This is a genomic window from Mycobacteriales bacterium (genome assembly GCA_035533475.1).
Taxonomy (GTDB): domain Bacteria; phylum Actinomycetota; class Actinomycetes; order DATLTS01; family DATLTS01; genus DATLTS01.
Genome location: DATLTS010000025.1, coordinates 132746 through 145878, shown reverse-complemented (window position 1 = coordinate 145878; position 13133 = coordinate 132746). Strand labels below are relative to the sequence as shown.

The window sequence follows — 13133 nt, the reverse complement described above, 5'->3', positions numbered from 1 at the left end:
GGCCGGAGGGCCGGAAGTCGCCCTGGAGCGCCCGGGGGGACCCAGGTCGCGGTGGCGCGGCAGCGGCGGGAGGCGACGGTGGGCTACTGGATCGTCAAGGCGATCTTGACCCCGATCCTGCGCCTGCTGTTCCGTCCCTGGGTGGAGGGGCTGGAGAACGTTCCGACCGACGGACCGGTGATCCTCGCCAGCAACCACCTGTCCTTCTCGGACTCCATCTTCCTGCCGCTCGTCGTACCGCGCCGGATCACGTTCCTCGCCAAGTCGGACTACTTCACCGGACGATCGGTGCGCGGCCGGCTCACCGCGTCGTTCTTCCGCGGGGTCGGTCAGGTCCCCGTCGACCGCAGCGGCGGCCGCGCCAGTGACGCGGCGCTGCGCACCGCGCTGCGGATCCTGGCCAAGGACGAGCTGCTCGGCATCTATCCGGAGGGCACCCGCTCCCCCGACGGGCGTCTGTACCGCGGCAAGACCGGCGTCGCGCGGATGGCGCTCGAGGCGGGGGTGCCGGTCATCCCGGTCGCGATGATCGACACCTTCGAAGTCCAGCCGCCGGGCAAGGTGATCCCGAAGATCAGACGGATCGGGGTGCGCATCGGCGAGCCGCTGGACTTCTCCCGTTACCGGGGATTGGCCAGCGACCGCTTCGTCCTGCGGTCAGTCACCGACGAGATCATGTACGAGCTCATGCTGCTCTCCGGGCAGGAGTACGTCGACCAGTACGCCACCAAGGCGAAGGCGGAACTCGAGGAAGCCCGCACCGCCGCGGGCGAAGCGCCCGTCGCCGACACTCCGGTGACGGCGGGCCGCAAGGCGAGCTGACCGCGAGGTCAACGTCGACGCAGCATCTCCGACACGAGGAACGCAAGTTCGAGCGACTGCCCGGTGTTGAGCCGGGGGTCGCAAGCCGACTCGTAACGCCCCGCGAGATCGGCGTGGTCGATCTCCTCGGCGCCGCCGAGACACTCCGTGACGTCCTCACCGGTGAGCTCCACATGCAGGCCACCCGGGTGGGTGCCGAGGGCGTGGTGCACCTCGAAGAAACCGAGAACCTCGTCGACCACGTCGTCGAAATGCCGCGTCTTGTACCCGCTCGGGGATTCGACGGTGTTGCCGTGCATGGGATCGCATACCCAGACCACGGGGGCGCCGCTCGCCGTCACCTTCTGCACCAACGGCGGAAGCACGTCGCGCACCCGGCCGGCACCGAGGCGGGTGATCAGGGTGATCCGCCCCGGTACCCGGTCCGGGTCGAGCCGGTCGAGCAGGGCGAGCGCGTCGTCGGCTGTTGCCGCGGGTCCGAGCTTCACCGCGATCGGATTTGCTAGCCGGGAGACGAAATCGACGTGCGCACCGTCGAGCGCTCGGGTTCGCTCGCCGATCCACACCAGGTGCGCGGAGAGGTCGTAGGCGGCCGATCGCTCGAGGTCGGTGCGGGTGAGCGGTCGCTCGTAGTCGAGGAGGAGCGCCTCGTGGCTGGCGTAGAGCTCGACCCCGTGCGCGCTCGCCTCCTGGTCGAGATCGACCCCGCACGCCCGCATGAACGCGAGTGCGCGATCGATCTCGTCGGCGAGCACCTCATAGCGCTCCCCGGCGGGGGAGCGTCGGACGAAATCGCGATTCCAGCCGTGCACCCGCCGCAGGTCGGCGAAACCACCGGTCGCGTAGGCGCGGAGCAGGTTGAGGGTCGCGCCCGAGCAGTGGTAGGCCCGGAGCATCCGCCGGGGATCCGGAACCCGGGCGGCGGCCGACGCGGCCAGTTCGTTCACCGCGTCCCCGCGGTAGGAGGGCAGCCCGGTCGCCGCTTCGATCGTCGCCGACCGGGGTTTCGCGTACTGGCCGGCGATGCGCCCGACCTTGACCACCGGCAGGCTCGCGCCGTAGGTGAGGACGACCGCCATCTGGAGCAGGGTCTTGAGCTTGTCCCGAAGATTTTCCGCGGTCGACGTCGCGAACGTCTCCGCGCAGTCCCCGCCCTGGAGGAGGAACGCCTCGCCACGGGACACGGCAGCGAGGCGCTCGCGGAGCGTGTCGCACTCCTCGGCCACAACGAGCCCCGGTAGCCGGGACAGCTCCGTCGTGACGGCGGCGAGCTCGGCGGGATCCGGCCAGTCCGGCTGCTGCGCAGCCGGCAATGCCCGCCAAGCGTCCAGGTCCGGGTCCGGGTCCACCCGTTCAGGGTAGGTGGCCGCCGGGCTAGCCGAAGAAGACCCGGGCTTCCGCGTAGAGCTCCGCCGGCACGAGCTTGAGTTCGCGAGTGGCCTCGGCGAGCTCGACGAGCTCGATCTGCGTCCCCTTCAGCGCGGTCATCGTCCCGTAGCTGCCGGCGCGTACGGCGGAGATGGCGTGCAGCCCGAACCGGGTGGCCAGCCAACGGTCGAAGGCGGTGGGCGTACCGCCGCGCTGGACGTGGCCGAGCACCGTTGTGCGGGCCTCCTTCCCGGTGCGGTGGCTGATTTCCGCCTCCAGCCGCTGCCCGATCCCGCCGAGCCGGACGTGACCGAACGCGTCGATATCCCCGGCGGTCGTCGCCATCGTGCCTTCCCTCGGCACCGCCCCCTCGGCCACGACGACGATCGGCGCGTAGCGGGTGCGGAATCGGTGCTCGATCCAGCCGGCGACCTCGTCGACGTCGAACGGAGCCTCCGGAATGAGGATGACGTTCGCGCCCCCGGCCAGGCCGGAGTGCAGCGCGATCCACCCGGCGTTGCGGCCCATCACCTCGACGATGAGCGCCCGGTGATGGGACTCGGCGGTGGTATGCAGCCGGTCGATCGCCTCGGTGGCGATGTTCACGGCCGTGTCGAAGCCGAACGTGTAGTCGGTCGCGGACAGGTCGTTGTCGATTGTCTTCGGCACCCCGACGACGGGTACCCCTTCGAGGGAGAGCCGGTGCGCGACGCCGAGCGTGTCCTCGCCGCCGATCGCGATCAGCGCGTCTATCCCGAGCCGGTCGAGGTTGGAACGCAGGCGCGCCGGACCACCTTCGAGCGCGTACGGGTTGGTCCGCGACGACCCGAGGATCGTGCCTCCGCGGGGCAGGATGCCCCGCACCTCGGGGACGCCGAGCGGCACGTGGTCGGCTTCCAGCGGCCCGCGCCATCCGTCCCGGAACCCGACGAACTCGTATCCGAAGTCCTGGACTCCTTTGCGGACCACGGCGCGGATAACCGCGTTCAACCCCGGGCAGTCCCCGCCTCCGGTCAGCACACCGATCCGCACGAGACCCTCCTTAGCTCTGCGGCTGGGAGCGTAGCCGCCGGTCAAGCCGGAGCCTGGATCCGCCGACGTCCCCCAGGTGGGACTGATCACGCGGGCCGTCGTGGCCGGCGCAACCGCCGCGGGACTCGCGCTGGGGCCGGCGGCGGGAGCGCACGCCGCCGGCCCCCCGCCGGCCCCACCGGCCGGCCAGCCGGTCACGGTCGGTGACCTCGCGTCGCTTTCCGCCCAGGTCGGGGCTCTTCGGGTGCAGGCCGACCAGGCCGCCGGTCTGCTGGAGGTCGCGGTCGCCCGGTCCGAGTCCCTCCGGGTGTCCTACGATCGGCTGCTCGCAGCCCGGGCCGCGCTCCAGGACCGGCTCAACGCGGAGATCCGACGGGTCTACGAGGCCGATCAGCCCGATCCGTTCAGTGCCCTGATCGCGGGTCTCGCCCCCACCGACGTCCAGGTCCTTGCCCTGTCCGCGCAGAATCAGGTGGCGGTCGACGACTCGCTGGTCGCGGAGGTCGACCGGGCCGATTCGGCGGTCGGTCAGCTCCGGGTGCGCCTCGAAGCCCTGCGCCGTCAGCTGCTCGGGCCGGCGATGGCCGCCGAGTCCGCGGTCGAGAAGGCGATCGCGGTCCTCGACGAGGAGCAGGCGGTGTACGGCGTGCAGCAGGCCGCCGCCCGGGCGGCCCTGGCGCAGCTCTCCGCCCAGGTGACCAACTCGGTTGCGATCGAGGTCGGGCCATCCGGCCTGGCCGTCGAGCGTGCTGAGGCCCCGGTGCTCGCCGTTCTCGATGCCGCTGGACCGGGGATTCCCGCCGGCTACGCCCCGAGCGGCGCGGTGATCACCGGCGTCGCGTCCTGGTACGGACCCGGTTTCGTCGGAAGTCTGACCGCCTCCGGTGCGCCGTACGACCCGGAGAAGCTGACCTGCGCGATGCTCACTGTCCCGCTCGAGACGGTCGTGCACGTGACCGCCAACGGGCGCGCGGTCAACTGCCTCGTCGATGACCGCGGGCCGTACGTCGCCGGGCGGGTCATCGACATGTCGCGCGCCGGGTCGCGCGCGCTCGGCTACGACGGCCTGGCCCAGGTGCAGATCACCGTGCTGACCCCGACCGGCTGACCCTGCCATAGGGTTTCGCGCCGTGAGCGTGCTCGCCATCGACGCCGGCACGACCGGTGTCACCGCGCTGCTCGTCGCTCCCGACGGCGGGGTGGTGGCCAGGGGGTACCGGGAGTTCCCGCAGCATTTCCCCCGGCCCGGTTGGGTGGAGCACGACCCCGAGCAGATCTGGCAGGCCGTGCTCGCCGCCTGCCGGGAGGCCGTCGAGGCCGGCCCCCACCCGCCGGTAGCGGTGGGGATCACCAACCAGCGGGAGACCGCGGTCGTGTGGGACCGCGGCTCGCTCGCGGCGCCTCGGCCGGCGGTGGTCTGGCAGGACCGGCGGAGCACCGACGTGTGCCGAGGGTTGCAGGAGGCGGGACACGAGGCGCGGGTGGCGCAGCTCACCGGTCTGCGGCTGGACCCGTACTTCACCGCCACGAAGCTCGCGTGGCTCGCCGAGCACGACCCAGCGACCTGGTCCGGGGTCCGCGACGGGCGGTTCGCCCTGGGCACCGTGGACAGCTACCTCGTCGCCCGGCTCACCGCCGGCCGGGTCCACGCGACCGATCCGTCCAACGCCTCCCGGACGTTGCTCTACGGGCTCGAGGCCAACGACTGGTCGGATGAGCTTCTCGACCTGTTCGGCGTCCCGCGCGCCGCGTTGCCACAGATCCGGCCGTCCTCCGGTGATTTCGGGCGGACCGATCCGGAAGCCTTTCTCGGCCTCGACCTGCCGATCGCCGGGGTCGCCGGCGATCAGCAGGCCGCCCTGTTCGGGCAGGCCTGTTTCACCGAGGGCAGGTCGAAATGCACGTACGGGACCGGGTCGTTCGTCCTGGTCAACACCGGTCGGACGATCGCCCGCTCCCCGGCCGGGCTGCTCACGACCGTCGCCTGGGACCTCGGGGACGGTCCCCGCTACGCGCTCGAGGGGGCCATCTTCGCCACCGGGGCCGCGGTGCAATGGCTGCGCGACGGGCTGCGCATCATCGACGCCGCGGCCGACAGCGACGCCCTGGCCCGCAGCGTTCCAGACAGCGGCGGCGTGGTCTTCGTCCCCGCCCTGACCGGTCTCGGTGCGCCGCACTGGGACCCGGAGGCGCGTGGGACGTTGTTCGGGCTGACCCGGGGCACAACCCGGGCGCACGTGGTGCGGGCCACCCTGGAGGCGATCGCCTACCAGGTTCGGGACGTGGTGGACGTCATGGTGCGAGACGCCGGCCTGCCGGTTCCGGAGCTGACGGTCGACGGGGGCGCCGCCGCCAACGATCTGCTCTGCGGCCTGCAAGCCACCACGCTTCAGATCCCGGTGTCCCGGCCGAAGATGCTCGAGACGACCGGTCTGGGCGCGGCGTTCCTGGCGGGCCTCGCCACCGGGGTGTGGGGGTCGACCGACGAACTCGGCCAGACCTGGCAGCTCGATCGTCGTTTCGATCCCGGGGCGCCCGAGGACGCCGGGTACCGGCGTTGGCAGGCGGCGGTCCGCCGGGCCGGCGGCTGGGCCCGGTCCTAGCCCCCGTCACAGGGTCCGGTTGAAGCGTTGGCTGGCGGTCCGGCCGGATCCGGTGGCGCGGACCGTGCAGGTCGAGGGGAGAAGCCCCGGGTCCCCGGTCGCCGTCACGGTCGCGGTGAACGCGCCGTTCGAGTCCGCGCTCACCGTGCTCACCGAACGGGTCACCCCGGTGTGGTCGATGAATGAGACGGTGACCGGGCTGTTCGGCGACCATCCGTCGCCGGTCACGCTGACCACGGTCCCGTTCGGCCCGCTGGTCGGGCTGATCGTGATCGCGGCCGGTCCGTTGGGACGCGGGGAGCTGGTCGGGGGTCTGGGCGGTCCCGAGGTGGCCGGGCCCTGCCCGGCCGGCGGGGTCGAGGGGGCCGGCCCGGGGCTGCGGTCAGCGCTCGCGCTGGGCCGGTGGCTGGGCGTGCCGGACGGGGTGGGACTCGACGTGGCGGCGGCACCCGGCGAGGAACCGAATCCCGCCGCCGGTGGGGTTGCCGAGGGTCGGGTGGCGTAGGCGACGATCACCCCTAGTGCCAGCGCGAGTGCGATGCTGCCGGCGATCATGCCGGCCGACATCGTTCGTGGTCGCGCCGCCTCCTCCCGGGCGAGTGCGATCTCCTCCGCGCTCGGCAACTGCCCGGCGGCCCGCTTGCCGACCTCGGCCAGCAGTTCGTCCCGATCCTCGTCCGACAAGGCGAGTACCGGCAGGCCGGCGGCGAGTCGACGGCCCGTGGTCGCCGCGGCCACGATGGCGGAGCACGCCGCGCAGGTCGCGACGTGGCGGCGCAGCGAGTTCGCTTGGACGCTCGGCAGGGAGCCGTCGGCCAGCCGGCCGAGAGCGCCCAGGGTGACGGCCGGCCGGGCCGCATGGTCGCCCAGGTCGGGCACCGGTGCGCCGGCACCGGCCAGTGCGAGCCGGCCCCGGGTCACCGTTGCCGAGGCCACGTCCTCGGTGGCGGATAGCGCCACGCCGACGCTGGTCGACGGCAGGTCGTAGGCGTCCCGGAGCAGAACGGCGATCCGCTCGCGCGTCGGGAGCCGATCGAGGGTCGCGCTCAGCTCCGTCTCGTCGGTGGTTCCGGCGAGCACCCCGGTGGGCTGCGAGCGGGCCCGGCCGGGCGTCGTCGGCGCCTGCTCCGCCACCCGCCGGGCCAGCCGCAATGCCCGGTCGACCCACCATCCGACCAGGTCCGAGACCCTCGACGGGTCGTTCGCCAGCGCCCCGGCGAGCTCGACGGCGCTGATCTGGGTGATCTCGGCAGCCGCGTCCGGTGGGCATCCGGTCCGGCGCAGCAGGTCGTGCACCCGATCCGCATAGCTGCGGACGACGGCGACGTAGTCCTGCGCCGAGACCAGCGCAGTCGAACGGTCCGCCACGCGGATACTTTAGGTGGCCGGATCATCGCGTGGACGAGTTCAGGGGAGGTGCCGTGGTCGCCGACGTCGTCGACCTGCGTTCCGACACCGTGACCCGACCGACGCCGGAGATGCGGGCCGCCATGGCGGCCGCGGAGGTCGGCGACGACGTCTACGCGGAGGACCCGACGGTCGCGGCCCTGGAAGCCGAGGTCGCCGGGTTGTTCGGCAAGCCCGCCGCGCTGTTCGTGCCGAGCGGGACGATGGGCAACCAACTCTGCCTGCGGCTGCTCGTCGCCCCCGGTGAGGAGCTGCTATGCGACACCGACGCGCATGTGGTCACCTACGAAGGCGCTGGCGCGGCGATGCACGGCGGCATTCAGACCCGGACCCTGCCCGCGGTGCGCGGTCGTCTCGACCCCGAGCTGGTCGGTGCGCAGCTGCGCCCGGACGGCTACTTCATGGTCCCCACGCGGGCGCTGGCGATCGAACAGACGCACAATCGGGGCGGCGGAGCGGTGTACCCGCTGGACCGACTCGAGGCGCTCCGGGCGCTGACCACCGAGCACCGGGTCGCGCTGCATTGCGACGGGGCGCGGATCTGGAATGCGGCGGTCGCGTCACGGGTGCCCTACGCGACTTACGGGGCCCTGTTCGACACGCTGTCGGTGTGCCTGTCCAAGGGTCTGGGCGCTCCGGTCGGATCGGTGGCCGTGTTCAGCGATGCCGGCGTGCTCCCCAGGGCCAGGACCCTGCGCCGGGCGCTCGGCGGGGGCATGCGCCAAGCCGGCGTCCTTGCCGCCGCCGGTCGCTACGCACTGGCCCATCACCTCGACCGGCTCGCGGACGACCACGCCCGCGCCCGGCGGCTAGCCGATCGGATCGCCGACGCCGCCCCCGAGGTCGTGGCCCCCGCCGACGTCGAAACGAACATCGTGACGATCGACCTCACCCGGCACCCGGTGGACGCGGCCCGACTCGGTGATCGGTGCCGGGCCGAGGGTGTGCTGATCTCCGTGTTCGGACCGCGCCGGGTCCGGCTGGTCACCCACCTGGATGTGGACGACGCCGGTACGAACCGGGCCGCGGACGTCATCTGCCGGACCCTTCGTTCGGCCGACTGACGAGTTACGTCGCCGCCGCGATCCGGCGGCCGGAAAGCGGTGCCAGCGCACGAACCGCTTCGCCGAGGTCGAACAGGTCCGGTTCGGCAAGGGCCTGGGCGCCGTCGCAACGCGCGGCCTCCGGCTCGGGGTGAATGTCGACCATGACCGCGTCCGCGCCGATCGCGATCGCCGCTCGGGCCAGCGGGACCACAAGGTCTCGGCGGCCACCTGCGTGCGACGGATCCACCACGACCGGCAGGTGGGACAGGGCGTGCACGACGGGTACCGCGCTGATGTCGAGGGTGTTCCGGGTCGCCGGCTCGAAGGTCCGGATGCCCCGCTCGCAGAGCACGATGTCGAGGTTTCCGCGCTGGGCCACGTACTCGGCCGCCATGAGCCACTCCTCGATCGTGGCTTGCAGGCCGCGCTTGATCATCACCGGCTTGGCCACCGCGCCGACCGCCTGGAGCAGCGCGAAGTTCTGCATATTGCGGGTGCCGATCTGGAGCATGTCGGCATACCCGGCAACCAGGTCGACGTCGTGCGCGTCGACCACTTCGGTGACGACCGGCAGGCCGGTCGCCGCGCGGACCGCGGCGAGGATCCGGAGCCCCTCTTCGCCGAGGCCCTGGAACGCGTAGGGGGACGTCCTGGGCTTGAACGCGCCTCCCCTGAGCAGGGCGGCGCCCGCCCGCCGGGCCATCTCGGCCGCCGCGAGGGTCTGCTCGAAGCTCTCGACGGCGCACGGCCCGGCGATCAGCGTGAACGTGGCCGGACCGATCGGGACGCCGCCCACCAGGATCGTCGACCGCTGCGGATGGTGATCGCGACTGACCAGCTTGTACGGCGTGGAGATCCGAACCACGTCGCTCACGCCGGGCAGCGCCTGAAGGTTCAACGTCTCGAACTGGGAGACGTCGCCGACCAGGCCGATGATGGTCCGGTGGATACCGCGGCTGACGAACGCGGCACCGCCCGCCGCCTCGACGCTGCGCACGACGACGTCGATCGCGTCCTGCGGCGCGTCGGGACTCATGACGACGACCATGTCCGTCGCTCCCTGGACGCCGAGACCCGGGTCTCGTTTGCTCGGTGGTCTTGGCAGATCGGCCGAAGCGGCGGGTCCGCGCCCGATCGGCGCGGGCCGGTACCGGATCTGGCGGCCTGCGGCGCACGATAGCGCAGCGCGGGGCCGGACCCCCGGTCAGGCGATGCGTACGGACCGGAGGATGTCGGGGGCGTCGGCTTCCGCCCGGACATTTCCCTCGGTCGCAACGGTGATCACGTACATCGTGCCGGGCTCGGGCAGGTAGACGATCTGCAAGGGGTGGCCGCCCAGGCTGGAAGTGACGTCGAGTGCGACACCCGCCGGCAGATCGAGCTGTTCCGCGCCGGCTAGGTCCGCCGACTCCAGAATCGGGTTGGACCCCCGACTCTGCTCGAGCCTGGCCAGGATGTCCCCGGGACTGGGCTGCGCATTTCCGTCCGGCTCCACGGCGATGCCCAGGGCGGCGCCGGACGGCCCGGTGAGTTCGAGGCCGACCTGCGGTGACGACACCTCGGACCAGCCGGCGGGCGCCTGCAGGGTGAGCCCATCGACCGAGTAGGAATGGGCCGGACCGAGGACCCCGGCAATGGCGATCGCGGTGAGGACGCCGTTGAAGGTGGCGTGCGCGGCGATCGATGCGAACAGGCCGCGCCGCCAGTACAGCAGGCCGAACAGCACCCCCATCAGGGCGTAGTAGCGCAACGCCGTCGGGTTGAGGTGCCACGCGGCGAAGGCGAACGCCGAGGCCGCGATCGCCGCGGCGGTGCCGCGCGGGCGAAGCGACTCGGCGAACACCCCGCGGAACAGGGTCTCCTCGACCAGCGGCGCCGCGACCACCGTGATGAGCACGGCGGCGAGGATCCGGGAGACGCTGCCGTCGCTGACGAGCTGGGTGATCCGGGGATCGGTGGTGACGTGCCCGGTGATCGCACTGGTCAAGATGAGGAGCAGACCAACCGCAGCCCCGCCGCAGGCCACCCCGAGCAGGACCCCCCGCCAGGGCGGTCCGCAACGCCAGCGCAGTCGATGACCGGTCCGGTGCAGATAAACCAGCACGGCGGAGCCGACCAGCGCGTAGAGCAGGACGGTCAGGACGATGCCGTAGCGCATCGCCGCGTCGGACTCGAGCCGGTTTCTCGAGTCGAGCAGCGGCATGACGACTTCGAGGAGCAGGGCCCCGAGCAGGATCGCTCCCACCACCAGGACGGTCGTCCACCCGATGCGCGAGCGGGCGGGGTCGGGACCGCCGGGGGGTCGCCCCGGGACCGGAACGGCGCGCGGCGGCGCGGCGGGCGGTGCTTCGAGCAGCGCCACCGGACTCGTGGCCGGATAGCCGGACGTGCCCCGCCGCTCGGTCAGGGGCGCGGCGATCGATGCCCGCGGCGGCCCGACCGGGGCGAAGCACTGCCCGCACCAGGCTGCCCTGCTCGGCAGCTTGGCACGGCAGGTTTGGCAGCGGTCCTCCACCCCCGACCGATCGGCGCGTTGGCGGATCCGGTTGATCGGCCGGACGGCCTAAGTCGGCCTCAGATCTCCAACCGGCGGATCTGTTCGCCCGCGAACCGTCGGGGGCGCGCTTCCACGAGGAGCATGGCGATGAGGACGAGCCCGGCCCCGGCCAGCTGACGCCAGCCGAGCTGGTCACCGGCCAGGGCGACGCCGAAGATGCCGGCGAACACCGGCTCCGTGGTCATCACCACCGCAGCTCGGGTCGGGGAGAGCAGGGACTGGGCCCAGGTCTGGACGACGAAGGCCAGGGCGGTGGCAGCCAGTGCGGTGAGCGCGAGCGCCCCCCAGACGCCGGCGTCGGGCGGCGGCCGCAGCCCGACGGCACCGCCGGCGAGTAGCGCCGCGACCGCGCCGAGCGCGGCTACCGTGGCGAGCTGGACCACGGCGAGTGCCACCGGGTTTCTTCCCGCCGACCACTCGCCGAGCCCGACGATGTGGATGGCGAAGGCGAGCGCGCACCCGAGCGTCAGCAGCTCGCCGGTACCGACCGCGAAGCCGCGAAGCGCCAGCAGGCCCAGGCCCACGGTCGCGACGACGACGGCCAGCCACGCCATCGGCCCGACCGGGCGACGGAGCAGGATGCCGGCGCCGAGCGGTGTGAAGACCACGAACATCCCGGTGATGAAGCCAGACACCGAGGCCGGCGTGGAGCGCAGGCCGTAGGTCTGCAACAGGTAGCCGGCACCCAGGGCGAGCCCGAGCAGTACGCCATCGCGACGCCCCACCGCGCCGAGCTGGCGGACCGCGTTCGGGCGCAGCGCCACCATGGCCACCGCGGCCAGCGCGAAGCGCCAGGCCAGGAAGTCCGCCACGGACATCCGCGCGATCGCGTCCTTGACCACCACGAAGGTGGCGCCCCAGATAGCGCAGACTGCGAGCAGCGCGAGCACCGCAAGGACGCGATTGGCCCGCAGACTCACCCCAGGGAGCGTAGAGGTGCTTCACCCGCCCGGCGCCATGCCGTCCCGGCGGCGCGACGGTAAACTTATCGGATCATGTCGGCGCCGCTGTCTCTCCCGCTGGACTTCCGTCGCATCCCGCTCGGCTCCCTGTACGAAGACCGGCTGGTCGAGGATTTGCTGCTTTTGGTCCAGGTTGTGCGAGCGTGCCGGGACGACGACGTCGACCAGCTGATCCGGCTGGGCGTCGTGGGGCACCGCAGTTCGGGCTGACCCCGGCCCGTCAGTGGCTGGGCTGGGGTACCCGGCAGGAGATCTTCGGGTTGACCCCGACGTAATTGAGCGGGCCGGCGAGCACGGTCGCGGCGATCGTGCCGGCACGGGCGCAGTTCGTGGCCGTCCCGCTGAAGTAGTGGCGCTGGCCGGCGGCGATCGCCCCGATGACGAGCCAGATGACGAGCAGTGCCGCACCGATCCGCATCTGTCGCCTCCTTACGGTGACCCTTGCGATGTCCCCCTTCGGGCGGGGTTGAACCCCGATCTGGCCGGCGAGCCTCCCTTGAGTTGGCCGCGGACGTGCCCGGGAGCTGCCGCGGCTAGCGCGAGATGAGGTAGTAGCGGGACCGGACGCCACCGTGATCGGTCACGACCTCGCTGGTCCAAACGGTTCGCCCACCCGCCGCGGCCGCAACCGCCGTCACCCGGTCGTCGGGGAGGGCGGTCATCGGCATCGGTGGGGTCCACCCCAGTCGCCGGTAGAGGAAGCCGGCTGGGATGCCGAGCCGGCGGAGGCTGGCCGTGCCGCGATGGCGCAACGCCAAACGTTCCCGTGGCGTGACCCGCGGTGCCGGCGGTGGGACGTAACACGGAAGCTGCAGCATGACGACGCCGCCGGGACGGAGCACCCGAAGAAACTCGCGCAGATAAGTCTCGATGGCGGGTACGGACGCCAGGTGTTGGAGCACGAAGAGGCTGCAGACCACGTCCATGCTCGCGGTGTCGAACCCGCGGAGGTCGGTGCCGGTGTGCACGGCGAACTCGCAGCCCGCCACGTCCTGGTTCCATCGCCTGGCCTGCTCGATCATCGGGGCGGCGATGTCCAGCCCGACTACGACCCGCACGTACCGGGCCAAGGCCCGGGTCAGCCGGCCGACCCCGCAACCGAAATCGAGTCCAGATTCGCGGCGCTGCGGAAGCCCGTGCCCGGCGGCGCGGGCCCACAGCTCGTCGATGGCCTCGCGGCCGGTGGTGAAGAACACTTCCGGGTCCCAGCCGCCGAACCGAAGCGACGGCTCGGTGAGCACCGACCACAGCGGGTCGACCCGGGCCCAGTCCTCCCAGGCGCGACGGTCTTTCCCGCCCACAATGCCTTCCCCCTCGCCGACCAAGACCATCGATC

At 72.2% G+C, this 13133-nt stretch carries 13 protein-coding genes; 5 read left to right on the top strand and 8 right to left on the bottom strand.

What is annotated here, in order from left to right:
• The first annotated feature begins 78 nt into the window (after positions 1 to 78).
• The gene (locus VNG13_05590; GenBank protein HVA59994.1) at positions 79 to 822 is read left to right on the top strand and encodes a lysophospholipid acyltransferase family protein; all 744 of its coding nucleotides are present in this window, start codon (positions 79 to 81) and stop codon (positions 820 to 822) included.
• 8 nt (positions 823 to 830) lie between these two features.
• Here the strand turns inward: VNG13_05590 and VNG13_05585 are convergent, their stop codons facing one another.
• Both VNG13_05585 and VNG13_05580 read right to left on the bottom strand, forming a co-directional pair.
• Complete coding sequence (locus VNG13_05585; GenBank protein ID HVA59993.1) at positions 831 to 2171, bottom strand: 3-deoxy-7-phosphoheptulonate synthase class II; 1341 nt, start codon at positions 2169 to 2171, stop codon at positions 831 to 833.
• A 25-nt stretch (positions 2172 to 2196) separates the two neighbouring features.
• The gene (locus VNG13_05580; GenBank protein ID HVA59992.1) at positions 2197 to 3222 is read right to left on the bottom strand and encodes a 6-phosphofructokinase; all 1026 of its coding nucleotides are present in this window, start codon (positions 3220 to 3222) and stop codon (positions 2197 to 2199) included.
• Between the two features lie 76 nt (positions 3223 to 3298).
• On the opposite strand from VNG13_05580, the gene VNG13_05575 reads away from it, so the two are divergent.
• Both VNG13_05575 and glpK read left to right on the top strand, forming a co-directional pair.
• On the top strand, positions 3299 to 4330 hold the full coding sequence (locus VNG13_05575; protein HVA59991.1) for a septal ring lytic transglycosylase RlpA family protein: 1032 nt from the start codon (positions 3299 to 3301) through the stop codon (positions 4328 to 4330).
• A gap of 22 nt (positions 4331 to 4352) precedes the next feature.
• Entirely contained in the window at positions 4353 to 5825 is a 1473-nt protein-coding gene (glpK, locus tag VNG13_05570) for a glycerol kinase GlpK (GenBank protein HVA59990.1), read from the top strand.
• A gap of 6 nt (positions 5826 to 5831) precedes the next feature.
• Here glpK and VNG13_05565 read toward each other — a convergent pair whose 3' ends face one another.
• A complete protein-coding gene (locus tag VNG13_05565) occupies positions 5832 to 7193 on the bottom strand; it encodes a hypothetical protein (protein HVA59989.1) in 1362 nt (453 codons plus the stop codon).
• 29 nt (positions 7194 to 7222) lie between these two features.
• Here VNG13_05565 and VNG13_05560 point away from each other — a divergent pair, with 29 nt between their 5' ends.
• Complete coding sequence (locus VNG13_05560; protein ID HVA59988.1) at positions 7223 to 8296, top strand: GntG family PLP-dependent aldolase; 1074 nt, start codon at positions 7223 to 7225, stop codon at positions 8294 to 8296.
• A 4-nt stretch (positions 8297 to 8300) separates the two neighbouring features.
• On the opposite strand, the gene aroF is transcribed toward VNG13_05560, so the two are convergent.
• The 3 genes from aroF to VNG13_05545 all read right to left on the bottom strand — a co-directional run bounded on the left by aroF (position 8301) and on the right by VNG13_05545 (position 11755).
• Positions 8301 to 9314, bottom strand: a complete 1014-nt coding sequence (aroF, locus tag VNG13_05555) for a 3-deoxy-7-phosphoheptulonate synthase (protein HVA59987.1) — start codon at positions 9312 to 9314, stop codon at positions 8301 to 8303.
• A 168-nt stretch (positions 9315 to 9482) separates the two neighbouring features.
• Positions 9483 to 10793 (bottom strand): type II CAAX endopeptidase family protein, encoded by a 1311-nt coding sequence (locus tag VNG13_05550; GenBank protein HVA59986.1) that lies wholly within the window; start codon positions 10791 to 10793, stop codon positions 9483 to 9485.
• 59 nt (positions 10794 to 10852) lie between these two features.
• Positions 10853 to 11755 (bottom strand): DMT family transporter, encoded by a 903-nt coding sequence (locus tag VNG13_05545; GenBank protein HVA59985.1) that lies wholly within the window; start codon positions 11753 to 11755, stop codon positions 10853 to 10855.
• A gap of 75 nt (positions 11756 to 11830) precedes the next feature.
• On the opposite strand from VNG13_05545, the gene VNG13_05540 reads away from it, so the two are divergent.
• Positions 11831 to 12007 (top strand): hypothetical protein, encoded by a 177-nt coding sequence (locus VNG13_05540; protein ID HVA59984.1) that lies wholly within the window; start codon positions 11831 to 11833, stop codon positions 12005 to 12007.
• Positions 12008 to 12017: 10 nt separating this feature from the next.
• On the opposite strand, the gene VNG13_05535 is transcribed toward VNG13_05540, so the two are convergent.
• Both VNG13_05535 and VNG13_05530 read right to left on the bottom strand, forming a co-directional pair.
• Positions 12018 to 12215, bottom strand: coding sequence for a hypothetical protein (locus VNG13_05535; GenBank protein ID HVA59983.1), 198 nt, complete (start codon positions 12213 to 12215; stop codon positions 12018 to 12020).
• A 115-nt stretch (positions 12216 to 12330) separates the two neighbouring features.
• Complete coding sequence (locus VNG13_05530; GenBank protein ID HVA59982.1) at positions 12331 to 13128, bottom strand: class I SAM-dependent methyltransferase; 798 nt, start codon at positions 13126 to 13128, stop codon at positions 12331 to 12333.
• Positions 13129 to 13133 lie beyond the last annotated feature (5 nt).